Source organism: Agrobacterium sp. 16-2014-1-2a (assembly GCF_053522705.1).
The window spans coordinates 437764-452667 of sequence record NZ_JBNWBX010000001.1 but is presented as its reverse complement, the minus strand read 5'-3'; the positions used below and the strand labels follow the sequence as shown (position 1 = coordinate 452667).

12 protein-coding genes are annotated in these 14904 nt (G+C 58.3%); 9 read left to right on the top strand and 3 right to left on the bottom strand.

From position 1 onward, the window contains the following. The first annotated feature begins 31 nt into the window (after positions 1-31). The 6 genes from bamA to lpxB are packed head-to-tail and all read left to right on the top strand — an operon-like array spanning position 32 to position 6799. Positions 32-2356, top strand: a complete 2325-nt coding sequence (bamA, locus tag ACQZ45_RS02235; RefSeq protein ID WP_019565536.1) for an outer membrane protein assembly factor BamA — start codon at positions 32-34, stop codon at positions 2354-2356. Between the two features lie 49 nt (positions 2357-2405). Further along, positions 2406-3473 (top strand): UDP-3-O-(3-hydroxymyristoyl)glucosamine N-acyltransferase, encoded by a 1068-nt coding sequence (gene lpxD, locus ACQZ45_RS02230; protein WP_003512851.1) that lies wholly within the window; start codon positions 2406-2408, stop codon positions 3471-3473. Next, complete coding sequence (gene fabZ / locus ACQZ45_RS02225) at positions 3466-3933, top strand: 3-hydroxyacyl-ACP dehydratase FabZ (RefSeq protein WP_111803668.1); 468 nt, start codon at positions 3466-3468, stop codon at positions 3931-3933. The genes lpxD and fabZ overlap by 8 nt, the downstream gene beginning before the upstream one ends. Further along, on the top strand, positions 3930-4745 hold the full coding sequence (lpxA, locus tag ACQZ45_RS02220; RefSeq protein WP_013636021.1) for an acyl-ACP--UDP-N-acetylglucosamine O-acyltransferase: 816 nt from the start codon (positions 3930-3932) through the stop codon (positions 4743-4745). The genes fabZ and lpxA overlap by 4 nt, the downstream gene beginning before the upstream one ends. 3 nt (positions 4746-4748) lie before the next feature. Then, positions 4749-5630 carry an LpxI family protein gene (locus ACQZ45_RS02215; protein WP_003512855.1) on the top strand — a complete coding sequence of 294 codons (882 nt, stop codon included), beginning with the start codon at positions 4749-4751 and terminating at the stop codon, positions 5628-5630. Then, positions 5627-6799, top strand: coding sequence for a lipid-A-disaccharide synthase (lpxB, locus tag ACQZ45_RS02210; RefSeq protein WP_038490868.1), 1173 nt, complete (start codon positions 5627-5629; stop codon positions 6797-6799). The genes ACQZ45_RS02215 and lpxB overlap by 4 nt, the downstream gene beginning before the upstream one ends. Before the next feature lie 139 nt (positions 6800-6938). On the opposite strand, the gene gltA is transcribed toward lpxB, so the two are convergent. Further along, positions 6939-8228: a citrate synthase gene (gene gltA, locus ACQZ45_RS02205; RefSeq protein WP_003496202.1), complete on the bottom strand. Its 1290-nt coding sequence runs from the start codon at positions 8226-8228 to the stop codon at positions 6939-6941. A 306-nt stretch (positions 8229-8534) separates the two neighbouring features. On the opposite strand from gltA, the gene ACQZ45_RS02200 reads away from it, so the two are divergent. Further along, a complete protein-coding gene (locus tag ACQZ45_RS02200; RefSeq protein ID WP_035251723.1) occupies positions 8535-10970 on the top strand; it encodes a ComEC/Rec2 family competence protein in 2436 nt (811 codons plus the stop codon). 16 nt (positions 10971-10986) lie between these two features. Here the strand turns inward: ACQZ45_RS02200 and ACQZ45_RS02195 are convergent, their stop codons facing one another. Both ACQZ45_RS02195 and lexA read right to left on the bottom strand, forming a co-directional pair. Then, a complete protein-coding gene (locus ACQZ45_RS02195) occupies positions 10987-11670 on the bottom strand; it encodes a glutathione S-transferase family protein (RefSeq protein WP_003512858.1) in 684 nt (227 codons plus the stop codon). A gap of 439 nt (positions 11671-12109) precedes the next feature. Continuing rightward, a complete protein-coding gene (gene lexA, locus ACQZ45_RS02190; RefSeq protein ID WP_003512859.1) occupies positions 12110-12832 on the bottom strand; it encodes a transcriptional repressor LexA in 723 nt (240 codons plus the stop codon). A 211-nt stretch (positions 12833-13043) separates the two neighbouring features. Here lexA and ACQZ45_RS02185 point away from each other — a divergent pair, with 211 nt between their 5' ends. Together ACQZ45_RS02185 and kdsA are read left to right on the top strand one after the other, a co-directional pair. Next, a complete protein-coding gene (locus ACQZ45_RS02185; protein WP_113291500.1) occupies positions 13044-13925 on the top strand; it encodes a VOC family protein in 882 nt (293 codons plus the stop codon). Beyond that, on the top strand, positions 13925-14770 hold the full coding sequence (gene kdsA / locus ACQZ45_RS02180) for a 3-deoxy-8-phosphooctulonate synthase (RefSeq protein ID WP_113291501.1): 846 nt from the start codon (positions 13925-13927) through the stop codon (positions 14768-14770). Before ACQZ45_RS02185 ends, kdsA begins: the two co-directional genes overlap by 1 nt. Positions 14771-14904 lie beyond the last annotated feature (134 nt).

The following is a 14904-nucleotide window of genomic DNA, read 5'->3' as shown; positions in this document are numbered from 1 at the left end:
TGAGGGACAACGTAAAAAGGTAAGAATTGAAATGAAGGCTGGTTCAAGATTTTTGAACGCGGTGTCGGCGGTTGCGCTGTCTGCTGGTGTTTCTTCGGTTGCGGGCCTCGGCGTGCTTGCCTCTGCTGGTGTTGCGAATGCAGCCGTCATCAGCAAGATTGATGTTCGCGGCGCTGAGAGATCCGGTGCGGACTCCGTACGCTCCAACATCACCATTGCGCCGGGTAAGAACTTTTCCAATTCGGACATCGATGAATCGGTGAAGCGTCTTTACGCCACCGGTTACTTCTCGAATGTCTCCATGCGCGTTTCCGGCAGCACGCTGGTTGTAACTGTCAACGAAAACCAGCTCGTCAATCAGGTGGTTTTCAACGGCAACCGCAAGATCAAGGACGACAAGCTCGCTGGCGTCGTGCAGACCCAGCCGCTCGGCCCGTTCAATCAGGCAATCGTTACTGCCGATATCGCGCGCATCAAGGAAGCCTATTCCGCGATCGGCCGCAGCGACGTCGAAATCACCACCCAGACCGTTTCCGTTGGTCAGGGCCGTGTGAACATCGCTTTCGTCATTAACGAAGGCGAGCGCACGAAGATCGGCCGCATCGATTTTGTCGGCAACAATTCCTATAGCGACGGTCGTCTGGCCGCTGTCATCAATACCAAGAAGTCCAACATGCTGTCGTTCCTGACACGCAAGGACGTCTATAACGAGGACAAGCTGCGCGCCGACGAAGAGGCGCTGCGCCAGTTCTACTACAACCGTGGTTATGCCGACTTCCGGGTCGTGTCGTCCGACGCGGTGCTTGATGAGTCCAAGAACGAATACACCATCTCCATCACGGTCGACGAAGGCAAGAAGTACGACTTCGGCAATGTCGCAGTCGAATCGACTGTTCCGGGTATTGACGGCTCCGAGCTTCAGGGTCTCGTGGAAACCCGCCAGGGCGCTAGCTACAGCGCCAAGGAAGTCCAGCAGAGCATGGAAGCGATTTCCAAGCGCGTTGCCGGTGAGGGGTATCCTTTCGCCCGTGTAACGCCGCGCGGCGACCGCGATATGTCTGGTAACACCATCGGTGTGACCTATATCGTCGATCAGGGCGAGCGCGCCTATGTCGAGCGTATCGAAATCCGTGGCAACACGCGTACGCGTGACTACGTCATTCGCCGCGAGTTCGATATTTCCGAAGGCGATGCTTTCAACCAGACGGTCATCACGGCTGCGAAGCGCCGCCTTGAAGCGCTCGGTTATTTCTCGAAGGTCAATGTCTCGACTGCCGGCGGCAGCGCGCCTGATCGCGTCGTCATCGTTGTCGACGTGGAAGATCAGTCGACAGGTTCGTTCGGTATCGGTGCGGGTTACTCGCAGAACGACGGTGTGCTGCTTGAAGCATCGATCGAAGAGAAGAACTTCCTCGGTCGTGGCCAGTACATTCGTCTCGCCGCCGGTGCGGGTGAAGACGATGCACGCAGCTACACGCTGTCCTTCACCGAGCCGTATTTCCTTGGTTACCGTCTGGCCGCAGGTTTCGACCTGTTCAAGAGCCAGAGCCGCAGCGAAGATTATTACGATTACGACGAGCAGGGCTTCGCACTGCGCGTGACGGCGCCGATCACCGAGAACCTCTCGACGACGTTCAAGTACACCTACAAGCAGCTCAACTACGACGGTGAGGGCGATTGGGAAACCGGCAGCAATCTTGCCGAGCCCTATAAGGCTCTGATCCGTGGCGGTGACTGGACACAGTCCATCATCTCCAACACGCTGAACTACAATACGCTCGACGACCGCAACATGCCGCGCGAAGGCTGGCAGGCTGCCTTGACGAACGAATTTGCAGGCCTCGGCGGCGATTCCGAATATTACAAGATCTACGCCAAGGCGCGCTTCTACTACACGCTTTCGGACGAGTACGATGTTATCGGCTCGCTCACCGGTCAGGCGGGTCACGTCGTTCCGACGGGCGACAATCTGCTGGTGTTCGATCAGTTCAAGTTCGGTGGTCGTCAGGTTCGCGGCTTCAAGAATGATGGTATTGGCCCGCGTATCGGTTCCGACTCCATCGGCGGCACGACCTACTTCGCGGCTTCTGCTGAAGTCACGGCTCCGATGCCAGGTGTTCCGGAAGATTTCGGCCTCCGTCTCGCCGGTTTCGTCGATGCCGGTACGCTGTACGGCAACAAGGTTGCCAACAGCGCAGGCGTGAAGGATGACAACTCCATCCGCGCATCCGCCGGTATCGGCGTGATGTGGGCATCGCCCTTCGGCCCGATCCGCGTCGACTATGCGGTTCCGATCGCCAAGGAAGACTACGACGAGGAACAGCGTTTCCGGTTTGGCATGTCAAACACTTTCTGATATCGGCAGTCCAGAACTGCAACTTTGAACGTTCTGGAGTGTCCGGCTAATGGAATACAACGCGTTTTTTCCGCCCCACGAGGGACTGCGATTGAAAGACATCGCAGACCGTTTTGGGGCGGAACTGTCTGATGAGGCGGCGGGAGAACGGATCATCAGGTCCGTTGCGCCGGTCTACCGGGCAAAACCCGACCAGCTCTGCTATATTCTTTCTCGCAAAAACCGCGATGAGTTGCCGACCTGTGAGGCTGGCGCCGTCATTTGTGACGCCGCACTTGCGGATATGCTGCCGTCTCACATCCCGGCGCTGATATCGAAAAACCCGCACACGCTTTTTGCGCAGGTAGGTGCCTTGTTGCATCCCGCCGCGATGCGTCCCGGTACGATTGTGGTGATGGAAGCTGAAGTTTCCCATACCGCGCATGTCGATCCGTCTGCAAAGCTGGAAGCTGGCGTGATTGTCGAGCCGCTCGCCGTGATTGGCGCTGGTGCCCATATCGGCGCCGGTACGCGGATCGGGCCTGGTGTCATCATCGGCGCGGATGTTCAGGTGGGGCGTGATTGCACGATTGCCGGCGGCGCGAGCATTCTTGCCGCTCTCATCGGCAACAATGTGATTATTCACAACGGAGCGCGCATCGGTCAGGACGGGTTCGGTTATGCGCCCGGTCCGCGCGGCATGCTGAAGATCGTGCAGATCGGCCGGGTTATCATTCAGGATAATGTTGAGATCGGCGCTAATACGACGATCGACCGTGGCACGATGGACGATACGGTCATCGGCGAAGGTACCAAGATCGACAATCAGGTTCAGATCGGCCACAACGTCCGCATCGGCCGCCATTGCGGCATCGTCAGCAAGGTCGGCATTGCGGGCAGCACCCGCATCGGCGATGGTGTGATGATCGGCGGCGCGGCGGGCATCAACGGCCATATCACTATTGGTGACGGCGTGCAGATTGCGGCGATGAGCGGTGTTGTCGCCGACGTTCCGGCCGGCGCCCGTTATGGTGGGACGCCAGCGCGTCCGATGAAGTATTTCCTGCGCGACATGGCCGATATTCTGGCGCGCGCTGAAGGGCGTGATAAAAAAACAGGAGAAAAAAACGATGGCTGAAGAAACCAAAACGACGCTCGCCGCGGCTGACATTCTGGAAGTCATGAAGCTTTTGCCGCATCGTTACCCGTTCTTGCTCATCGACAAGATCATCGAGATCGATGGTAATAATTCGGCGATTGGCATCAAGAACGTGACGGTCAACGAACCGCATTTCACCGGTCATTTCCCGGATCGCCCGATCATGCCGGGTGTTTTGATCGTCGAGGCCATGGCCCAGACGGCAGGTGCGATCTGCGCCCGCAGCCAGGGTGAGGGCGGTTATCTCGTCTATTTCATGACAATCGACAACGCGCGCTTCCGCAGACCCGTCGTTCCCGGCGATCGTCTGGAAATTCACGTGGTCAAGCAGCGCCAGCGGGGCAATGTCTTCAAATTTCATTGCGAGGCCAAGGTCGAAGGCGCGCTGGTGGCGGAAGCTGACGTCGGCGCGATGATGATCCCCGAGGACCAGCAATGAGCACTATCGCGGCTTCGGCAAAAATTCACCCGACCGCCGTTGTCGAAGACGGCGCGGTTATCGGTGAAAATGTCGTCATCGGTGCTCTGAGCTATGTCGGCGCGAAAGTCACGCTGCAAGACGAGGTCACGCTGCACAATCATGCCGTCGTCTCCGGTCTCACCGTCATTGGCCGTGGTTCGGTCATCCATCCAATGGCCGTTATTGGCGGTACACCGCAGGCAATTCGCCACGATGGCTCGGAAACGACGCTCGAGATCGGTGCGCGCTGCATCATGCGCGAAGGCGTTACGATGAATGCGGGCAGCTCCGATGGCAGCGGCAAGACGATTGTCGGCGATGACAACCTGTTCCTCGCCAATTCGCATGTGGCGCATGATTGTCGCCTCGGCAGCCATATCATCCTGTCGAACAATGTGATGCTCGCGGGACATGTCACCATCGAGGACCGCGCCATCCTGGGCGGCGGCTGTGCCGTGCATCAGTTCACCCGAATCGGTCGTCAGGCCTTTATCGGCGGGTTGTCGGCGGTCAATTATGACGTCATTCCCTATGGCATGCTGAACGGTAATCCCGGCATTCTCGGCGGGCTGAATGTCGTTGGCATGACGCGTTCCGGTATAGACCGCGCGGATATTCACAAGGTCAGGCGCGTCTTCAAGCAGATATTCGAAGGCGAAGGCGCCATCCGCAGCAATGCGGCTGCGATTGACCGCGCAGAATATCTCGATTGCCCCCAGGTCATCGAAATCCTCGATTTCATCGGTGCGGACAGCGACCGCGCGCTTTCTTCGCCAAACCGGGGCAAGTGAGCCGTGACAGGCGGCGGGCGTCTCGCCATCGTGGCCGGCAGCGGCCAGCTGCCGCTGCATGTCGCGGCGGCTGCGCGCGAGATGGGGGAGAACCCCTTCATTGTACAGCTGCGTGATGATTCCCAGTTTGACTGGAGCGGTTTCGACAATGCGGTGATTAGCGTCGGCGATGTCGCCGGGCTTGGTCGCCTGCTGCGCGAAAACCAGGTGGACCGCGTCGTGCTTTCCGGCGCCGTGGCGCGACGCCCTGAATGGCGGGAAATCCGCCCCACGATCGGCATATTGCTGAAACTGCCATCCATCGTCCGCACCCTGCTGTCGAGCGGCGATGACGCCGTTTTGCAGATGGTCATCAAGGTCATCGGCACGCTTGGGGCAAAAGTCATTGGCGCCCACGAGATCGCACCCGGTCTGCTTGCTACGACCGGCCCTTTCGGTGCGCATAAACCTGCTGAAGACGATCTGCGCGACATACGCAAGGCCGCGCAAGCCGCACTGGCACTCGGCACGCTTGATGTCGGGCAGGGTGCAGTCGCCGTTGGCGGCCGTATCGTTGCACTGGAGGGCGTCGAGGGCACAGACGCGATGCTGGCGCGTGTCGCGGCATTGCGCGCTGAGGGCCGCATCTCGACCCGTCGCAAGGGTGTTTTGGTGAAGCTCTGCAAGCCGCAGCAGGATATCCGCGCTGACCTGCCGACTATCGGCGTGGAAACGGTGGAGAACGCGCATAAGGCCGGGCTGGCGGGGATCGCCGTTGAAGCCGGGCGCGCGCTGGTACTTGATCGCGATGAGATGTTGAAGGCGGCAGATCAGGCCGGCATATTCGTCTGCGGTATCGATACGTCACTCGGTGAAGACATGATGGGCGGAGACATGGTGGGATGACGGCAACGTTGAAGGTGGCGGTTATAGCCGGCGAGGTATCGGGCGATCTTCTGGGTGCCGATCTCATCCGGTCCCTGAAAGGCCATTACTCGGGTTCTGTCGAGTTGATGGGCGTCGGCGGTGAGGCTCTGGAGGCGCAGGGGCTGGTTTCGCTGTTCGATTATTCAGAACTCTCCATCATGGGCTTTACGCAGGTTCTGAAGAAGCTGCCGAAGCTGATTTCGCGGATCAACCAGACCGCGCAGGCAATCATTGTCGCCAAGCCGGATATTCTGCTGATCATCGACAGCCCGGATTTCACCCATCGTGTTGCAAAAAAAGTCCGCAAACAATTGCCGCATCTGCCGGTCGTCAATTATGTCTGCCCCAGCGTCTGGGCGTGGAAGGAATATCGCGCCACTGCGATGTTGTCCTATGTCGATCACGTTCTGGCCCTGCTTCCATTCGAGCCGGAGGCGATGCGGCGTCTCGGCGGCCCACCGACAACCTTTGTCGGCCATCGCCTCAGCGTCGATCAAGACGTGCTCTCCGTGCGGCAGAGGCGGGCTGAGCGGCCCCTGCCTGCCAACGGCGAACCGAAAACCATTCTGCTCCTGCCGGGGTCACGTTCCACCGAAACGACCCGGTTGATGGAGCCGTTTCAAGAAGCGGCAAAAGCATATGTCGAGCGCAACGGCCCGACGAAGTTTCTGCTGCCGACAGTGCCGCGCCAGGAAAACCGCATCCGCGAACTGGCGGCAACATGGCCTCAGGATATCAGGCCCGAAATAGGCATCGATCCCGCCTTCAAGTGGAATGCATTTGCGCGCGCCGATGCGGCGATTGCCGCGTCCGGCACCGTTATTCTCGAACTCGCGCTCGTCGGCGTACCAACCATATCGGTCTACAAGACCGACTGGATTTTCACGATGCTGAGCAAGCGGGTGAAAACCTGGACAGGTGCGCTTCCGAACCTGATTGCCGACTATGTCGTGGTGCCGGAATATTTCAACGAGGTGGTACGGGCAGGGTCGATGTTGCGTTGGGCCGAGCGGCTCTCATCCGACACCACCGAACGGCGGGCGATGCTGGACGGCTATGCTCTGGTGCAGGAGCGTTTGCATACCGAAGTGCCTCCTGGCGAAACCGGTGCCCTTATCCTTCTCGATGTGCTGAACAGCCGCAAGTAACAAGGCTGAACCGGCAGCGATCCTGTCTGCTTCCTGGGGTCGGCAGGGCAGGTTTCGCTATTCTTATCGATGATCATATCCAACAAAAAAGCCGGCGGATAAAACCCGCCGGCTTTTTTATGTTGGTTGGTTTCCCGGCTTAACGCTTGGAAACCGGAACGTAGTCACGCTTGCCGGCGCCCGTGTAGAGCTGGCGCGGACGGCCGATGCGCTGCTGCGGATCCTCGATCATTTCGTTCCACTGCGCGATCCAGCCGACGGTGCGGGCCAGTGCGAACAGCACGGTAAACATGGTCGTGGGGAAGCCAAGCGCCTTCAGCGTGATACCCGAATAGAAGTCGACGTTCGGGTACAGCTTCTTCTCGACGAAATAAGGATCGGAAAGAGCGATCTTTTCGAGTTCGAGCGCGACCTGCATGATCGGATCGTCGGAGTTGCCGGTGGCTTCCAGCACTTCGTACATCGTCTTCTGCATGATCTTGGCGCGCGGGTCGTAGTTTTTGTACACGCGGTGGCCAAAGCCCATCAGGCGGAACGGATCGTTCTTGTCCTTGGCGCGTGCAATATATTCCGGAATGCGGTCAACCGTGCCGATTTCGTTGAGCATGTTGAGCGCCGCTTCGTTGGCGCCGCCATGTGCCGGACCCCAGAGGCAGGCGATGCCCGCTGCAATACAGGCGAACGGGTTTGCACCCGACGAACCGGCAAGACGCACCGTGGAGGTGGAAGCGTTCTGCTCGTGATCCGCATGCAGGATGAAGATGCGGTCCATGGCGCGAGCCAGAACCGGATCGACCTTGTACTCTTCGCAAGGCACGGCAAAGCACATGTGCAGGAAGTTGGAAGCGTAATCGAGGTCGTTCTTCGGGTAAACGAAGGGCTGGCCGATATGGTACTTGTAGGCCATGGCGGCGATCGTCGGCATTTTCGCGATCATCCGCAGCGAAGCGACCATGCGCTGGTGCGGATCCGTAATGTCCGTCGAGTCGTGATAGAAGGCCGAGAGCGCGCCGACCGTGCCGCACATGACAGCCATCGGATGTGCGTCGCGACGGTAGCCGGTGAAAAAGCGGCTCATCTGCTCGTGCACCATGGTGTGGCGCGTGACGCGGGTGTCGAAGTCCTTCTTCTGCGCAGCCGTCGGCAATTCGCCGTAAAGCAGCAGATAGCAGGTTTCCAGGAAGTCGCCCTGTTCGGCAAGCTGCTCGATCGGGAAGCCGCGGTGCAGAAGAACGCCTTCGTCACCATCGATATAGGTGATCTTGGATTCGCAGGAGGCTGTCGAGGTGAAGCCGGGGTCGTAGGTGAAGGAGCCCGTGTGCTTGTACAGCGTGGCGATATCGACGACGCTTGGTCCAATCGTGCCTTCCCTGACCGGGAGTTCGACCTGTTTTTCGCCAAGTGTCACTGTAGCGCTTTTTTCCGTCATACTGATCCTCCGAAAACATGCGGGTGGGGGCGTTGAGATACGCCCCGCGGTTAAGCGTCTACCGATTAGCTATATGATCCTTGCGCGGATGCCAAGCTATCCAAAGGTCAAATTGTGCATTGCGGCAAACGCAATCGCGTTGCTTCAGGCTTTCCCGGCAGCAGCAATTCAATCTCGGTCAACGCATCGTTAAAGTAAAGGATTGCAATCCCCAGCGCTGGTCTGCAAACCTGTTTTTGGTGCGGCAAGGGGCGGTGGGGATTGCTCGGTCAAGGGGAAAAACAGCATTTCGAATATGCTAAAACGATGCAGGGAGACTTGCCCGGCACACGGGAAATTCTGTTTCCTCTCCGCCGAAGCAGTGATGCGACAACATATGACACTCCCGCCATTATTCCCGAGATTAACCGCAACACTACCTTGGCCGAAAAAATCGCCACGTGCCTGGCCGAGGAGCGCGCATTCGGCCACGATTTTCTTTTCATTCCCGTTTCCATCGGCTGCGGCGCGGTATTTTGGTTTTCTCTAGATGCCACGCCTTCCCCGGTCATTTTGATTGCCACATTTCTTTTTGTCGCCGTTCTGGCGCTCTTTGTGAGATATAAAGCTGGCATTGCGGCGGCGGTTTGCGGCCCTTTCGCTTTTCTATTGCTCGGCATGCTTCTGGCCGATTTAGAAACCCGACGGGCAGGGACCGTGGTGCTGGATACCCCCGTCACCACCACCATCACCGGCACCGTGGCGCGCCGGGAGGTCGATGCACGCGGCTACTGGCGATATGTCGTCGATCTGACCGCAACAGCGGACCCGACATTGTCGCGTCCGCCGCAGAGGATATCGGTGCTTTCGCGTGGCGGAGGCGAGCCGATCGCACTCGGCGCAACCCTTCGCGGCAAGGTCCGCCTCTCGCCGCCATCCGGCCCGGCCTTGCCGGGACTGAACGACTTCGCCTTCACGTCCTATTTCAAAGGCATAGGCGCGACCGGTTTCTTTTATAAATCACCGGATGCGCTTGTATCACCCGTTGGTGACGCAAGGCCTGACAAGGGTTGGTTGGAATGGGCCGATATGCGGCTTTACGGCCTTCGCAGCGCAATTGCCGAACGCATCCGCACCACCATCGGCGGTGATGCCGGAGCCTTCGCCGCCTCCATCATCACCGATGAGAGACAGGCTATATCGGCGGAGACGATGGAGGCGTTGCGGCTCTCCGGCCTTGCCCATATCGTTGCCATATCCGGGCTCAACATGGCACTGGCCTCCGGCATATTCTTTGTTGGCTTGAGACTGGCTTTCAGCCTGTTTCCCGCCTTTGCGCAGCGCTGGCCGGTCAAGAAGATCGCGGCTTTCGCGGCACTGCTGATGACGCTCGCCTATTATCTGATTTCCGGTTTCGCCGTTTCCGCCGAGCGCGCCTGGCTGATGATGTCTGTGATGCTGATTGCGGTCCTTTTCGATCAGCCATCACTCAGCCTCAGAAACGTTGCCATTTCCGCCCTGATCATTCTGGCTTTCTCGCCCTCGGAAATCATGGGTCCCAGTTTTCAGATGTCATTTGCGGCCACCATAGCGCTTGTTTCCGCCTATGCCTTCTGGAGCCGTTGGCGCACGGACCGCGAACGGCTGTTCATCGGGCGCAAGCCCGCATGGCTGAAGGTGGCGGAAATGATGGGCGCGGTCATTGGCGGCGTTATCACGACGTCGTTGATCGGGGGCCTTTCGACGGCGATCTATTCGGCCGAACATTTTCACCGTGTCACCACCTATGGACTGTTCGCCAATCTGGCTGCAATGCCGCTCATGTCACTGATCGTCATGCCATTCGCTCTTATCGCCATGCTGCTGCTGCCCTTCGGGCTCGATGCGCCGTTCCTGAAGATCATGGGTTATGGCATGGCACTCGTCATCGAGGTTGCAAACGAGGTGGCCTCCTGGGGCGGCAGCGCAGCGACGGGGCGTCCGCATGGATGGTTTATCGGTTTGGCTTCGGTGGGTTTCCTGCTGCTGACATTGCTGCGAAGCAAGCTTGCGCTTCTTGGCATCCCGTTTCTGCTCTTCGCCTTCGGCGTGTCGGCAGTTACGGCCTATCGTGATCTGCCGGATCTATTGATTCACGAGGACGGCGACTTGGTAGCACTCCTGGAGGACGGCAAGGTCTCAACCACAAAAGCCCGTCCGCAGGGCTTCGTTTACGGACAGTGGCAAAGGGCGCTGCTGCTGCCGGAAAAAACCGTGCCGCCAGATTTTATAAATGGTGAGAGCATGGCAAATAATGCTGGTTCTGACTCGAGATCGAAACTGTCGCCGGAAGACATGGCTGTGGTGGTACGCGAGATGACGGCGGCGCTCAAAGGCGCCAAAGCTGGCGTCTTCACCTGCAGGAAAGACATATGGTGCGTAGCGAGCGCCGCAAGCGGAGAGTGGGTCGTCGTTCTGAAAGATGGCCGCTTCGCCGGAAAAGCCTGCGATATTGCCGATATCGTCGTTGTTTCCCGCAGAACCTCTTTTTCGCAGTGCCGCTCGGGTGCACTCCTGCTCAGCCGTGACATCTTGCGGCGTCTCGGTTCTGTGGAAATAGATTTTGCTGACAAGAGGGAGGAGGGTGTGGTGAGCGGGCTGCGCGCCGCAATCGCCGGAACGGACAGGCCCTGGAGCCAGCACCGTTATTACGACTGGAAAAGCGGACGTTTCGACCGTGATCTGCCGCAGCCCATCATCCGGCTGCTGGCGGCGTCGCAATGACTGCCGCCAGCATGGATCATCGGGCCTTGGCGCGCAAATCTTCAGTCAATTCGCCGATCCCGCCAACTTCCTCTTCATGACCAGCGTCGCGCCAGCTCTCCTTCAAACCGGCCTCGTACCATTCTTGCATGGCAGGCAGGGCGAGCAGCAGGTCGCAATAGGCTTTCGCTGCTGGCGAAAGATCCGCGCTGCCATAGGTCTGGAAACGGAATGCAACCGGGCAGAAGAAAGCATCGACCGCCGTGAACTTTTGACCGGCAAGATATGGCCCGCCGAATTTTGTAAGACCCTCGCTCCACAACGCATCGATCCGCTTTATATCGGCCTTAAGTCCGGCATCGCCGCCCCTGGGTTTGACCCGAATGCCCACCGACATGGGATAGAGATTGCGCAGCGAGGAAAAGCCGGCATGCATCTCACTTGCGGCCGAACGCGACCAGGCCCTCGCATGCTTGTCGCTTGCCCAGACACCCTGGTGTCTTTCGGCAAGATATTCGACGATCGAAAGCGTTTCCCAAACCGTCATACCCTCGTCGACCAGGCAGGGCACCTTGCCCGTCGGCGAAAAGGAGGAGAAAGAGACGCCTTCGCCGAACGGAATGAGCTTTTCATCGAAGGCGATACCGAGCGTGCGCATCAATACCCACGGCCGCAGCGACCATGAAGAATAGTTCTTGTTGGCTATATAAAGATCGTACATGGCGTATCTCCCGGATATGACGCGTATTTCTACACCTGCCAAGCGTTCACGGAATATCGAAAATTATCCATGGCTCCCATAAACGCCGTTGATGAATGGTGATGTGGGGCCGCTGAGAGCGCGCCTTGCGATAAGTCACCCTTTGGTGACGACTAAAACTGACTGTGCAACACGACAGAACAACGTCGCTAAAAAACAGCGGATGGGATCGCTTCGACAATTACAGCGAGCAGCCCATTCGCCACCACGCCTGTAGCGAAACCGAAGCATCTTTATGGAGCAGGAACTCAGTTTAGAAAGGGCAACGCGCATAGGCTGGATGGCGCATATCCTCGTGCACCCGCAAAAGCCCGCCACGTTTGGAAAAAGCCAAACCCAATATAGGCGCCATCTTCACGATGACGCCTATTATAAAGTGAATACGTTCGGTTCGATAAGATCAATGGTAGCGGCGGATCAGCCCCACCAGTTTGCCCTGAATTTTAACCCGGTCGGGCCCGAAGATACGGGTCTCATAGGCTGGGTTTGCCGCCTCGAGCGCAATGGAGGCTCCCTTGCGGCGGAAGCGCTTCAGCGTGGCTTCCTCGTCATCCACCAGAGCCACAACGATGTCCCCGGGATTGGCGGTGTTGCCGTTGCGGATGATGACTGTGTCGCCGTCGAAAATGCCGGCCTCGATCATCGAATCACCCTTGACCTCAAGCGCGTAATGTTCGCCCGTGCCAAGCATGTCTACTGGCACTGCCACATCATGGGTGTTGTTCTGGATGGCGGAAATTGGCACGCCCGCAGCGATGCGGCCCATGACCGGCACGGTGACAGCCCCGCCCAGATCGTTGGCCGGCGTCTTGGGGGCAGGGGCCGGTTCCGGCGTTTTGGGCTTGCCAAGGCTGCCTTCGATAACGCTTGGCGAAAAGCCGCGCTGCGGCCTTGCACCCGGCGTATAAGCCTCGGGCAGCTTGATGACTTCCAGCGCCCGAGCTCTATTTGGTAGCCGACGAATGAACCCGCGCTCTTCGAGAGCGGTTATCAGGCGGTGGATGCCGGATTTCGAAGCAAGATCGAGTGCGTCCTTCATTTCATCGAAGGAGGGCGGCACGCCGGACTCTTTCATTCGTTCATGAATGAAGAGAAGCAATTCCTGCTGTTTGCGCGTGAGCATGAGGAAAACACCCTTTAGAATCGTAGTGGAAGTCGCGAAACAAATACAGAACGAACACTATATGTTCCATATGTGTTCTGCAATCCCCTAAAATTTCGTGAAGGTGCCATCTGTTGCTGTGATGATTTGCCTCATAGCACGCAATTGTGCTTTTGTGCGGTCAAAACCGTCCCGACATGCTCCGGGCGGAAGGCCAGCAGGATACATTTTCATGACGAAACCCTATAGCGTTGACCATCTCGTTTTGCCCGTGGAAGTCATAGGCGTCGCCGTGAAGCGCCTCGTCAGTCTTGGCTTTACGGTTGCGCCGGAGGCTCTGCATCCTTTCGGCACCCAAAATGCCTGCGTATTTTTCGCCGATGGCACCTATCTGGAGCCGCTCGCAATTGCTGATTCGGCTAAATATAATGCGTCAATAGAGAGGGGTGATGTGTTCACCGGCAGGGATGTGGCCTTCCGGCAACGGGACGGGCAGGAGGGTTTTTCGGCTCTTGTCGCCAGGACTGAAGACGCCTTGGTTGACCATGAGCGGTTTCGGGCAGCCGGCCTTTCGGCGGGCGATGTGTTCGAGTTTTCGCGGCCTGTTCGTATGCCGGATGGCTCGCAAGGCGAGGCGGCGTTCCGGCTGGCTTTTGCTGCAAGCGGGGCGGCCGCGGATTTCTTTTTGTTCAGTTGTCAACGGCTTCAAGCCCTTCCGGGCGATCGCACCATGCTGGAGCGCCACGCCAATGGTGTCACCGGCCTGAGTGAAATCGTCCTGTTTTCCGGCGGCAATATGAAGGTGGCGGGCCTGATCGAGACAGTGTTTGGCTGTGAAGGCAAAAGGTCTCCGGGCGGTGATATGGTTTTCGCGACCGGCAATGCCAGCATCAGATTGACCGGAAAACCGCCTTTCGGCGGGCAGACCCTGAATGCTCAGGATGGCAACGAATGCGGATTGCGCGGCGCGGGCATCGTCTTTTCGTCACACGATCTTGCCGTGACAGAGGCGGTGCTTGCTGCTAATGGCGTGTCCTGCGCAAAAGCGGACGGCCGTCTGGTGGTGCCCGCAGCACCCGGTCAGGGTGTTGCCTTCGCCTTCGAGGAAAAATGATGAGCGTTACGAACAATCTTAAAGTCACTGCCGGCGACGGCGCCAGCAAGGTTTCCTTCTCGAATACCGAGCGGTTTTCGCTGATTGCCGGTCCCTGCCAGATGGAAAGCCGCGAACATGCCTTCATGATCGCTGGCGTCCTGAAGGAGCTTTGCGACAAGCTGGGAGTAGGGCTTGTCTACAAGTCTTCTTTCGACAAGGCGAACCGCACTTCGCTTTCCGGAAAACGCGGCATCGGCCTGGATAACGCGATGCAGGTTTTTGCCGATCTCAAAAAGGAATTCGGTTTTCCTCTTCTGACCGACATCCACACGGAAGAGCAATGCGCCATCGTTTCCGAGGTAGTGGACGTGCTGCAGATTCCGGCGTTCCTCAGCCGCCAGACCGATCTTCTCGTTGCTGCCGCCAAAACCGGCCGCGTCATCAACGTCAAGAAAGGCCAGTTTCTGGCGCCCTGGGACATGAAGAACGTGCTTGCCAAGCTCAATGAGAGCGGCAATCCGAATGTGATGTTGTGCGAGCGCGGTGCGTCCTTCGGTTACAACACGCTGGTTTCCGACATGCGCTCTTTGCCGATCATGGCAGCGCTCGGCGCACCTGTCGTGTTCGATGCCACCCATTCGGTGCAGCAACCGGGCGGGCAGGGCGGCTCCACAGGTGGCCAGCGCGAATTCGTCGAGACGTTGGCGCGTGCGGCCGTTGCGGTTGGCGTGGCCGGCCTCTTCATCGAGACGCATGAGGATCCGGACAATGCGCCGTCAGACGGCCCTAACATGGTCCACCTGAAGGACATGCCGAAACTGCTCGAAAAGCTTCTGGCTTTCGACGCGATTACGAAAGCCTGATCGGCTGACCGTGACGGCGGGCACTTTTGTGCCAATCGATTTTAATGGCGGGCGGGCCGTTTCCGCTGCCCACCGTCATTGTAATTTCTTCGCCATCGTCTAAGACAGGCGACGGAAAATATCTGTTCCATTCC

Bases quoted from the DNA above. Each gene is read 5' to 3' on its own strand.
- bamA (WP_019565536.1), top strand. From the start codon at position 32: ATGAAGGCTGGTTCAAGATTTTTGAACGCGGTGTCGGCGGTTGCGCTG.
- lpxD (WP_003512851.1), top strand. From the start codon at position 2,406: ATGGAATACAACGCGTTTTTTCCGCCCCACGAGGGACTGCGATTGAAA.
- fabZ (WP_111803668.1), top strand. From the start codon at position 3,466: ATGGCTGAAGAAACCAAAACGACGCTCGCCGCGGCTGACATTCTGGAA.
- lpxA (WP_013636021.1), top strand. From the start codon at position 3,930: ATGAGCACTATCGCGGCTTCGGCAAAAATTCACCCGACCGCCGTTGTC.
- lpxB (WP_038490868.1), top strand. From the start codon at position 5,627: ATGACGGCAACGTTGAAGGTGGCGGTTATAGCCGGCGAGGTATCGGGC.
- gltA (WP_003496202.1), bottom strand. From the start codon at position 8,228: ATGACGGAAAAAAGCGCTACAGTGACACTTGGCGAAAAACAGGTCGAA.
- ACQZ45_RS02200 (WP_035251723.1), top strand. From the start codon at position 8,535: ATGCAGGGAGACTTGCCCGGCACACGGGAAATTCTGTTTCCTCTCCGC.
- ACQZ45_RS02195 (WP_003512858.1), bottom strand. From the start codon at position 11,670: ATGTACGATCTTTATATAGCCAACAAGAACTATTCTTCATGGTCGCTG.
- lexA (WP_003512859.1), bottom strand. From the start codon at position 12,832: ATGCTCACGCGCAAACAGCAGGAATTGCTTCTCTTCATTCATGAACGA.
- ACQZ45_RS02185 (WP_113291500.1), top strand. From the start codon at position 13,044: ATGACGAAACCCTATAGCGTTGACCATCTCGTTTTGCCCGTGGAAGTC.
- kdsA (WP_113291501.1), top strand. From the start codon at position 13,925: ATGAGCGTTACGAACAATCTTAAAGTCACTGCCGGCGACGGCGCCAGC.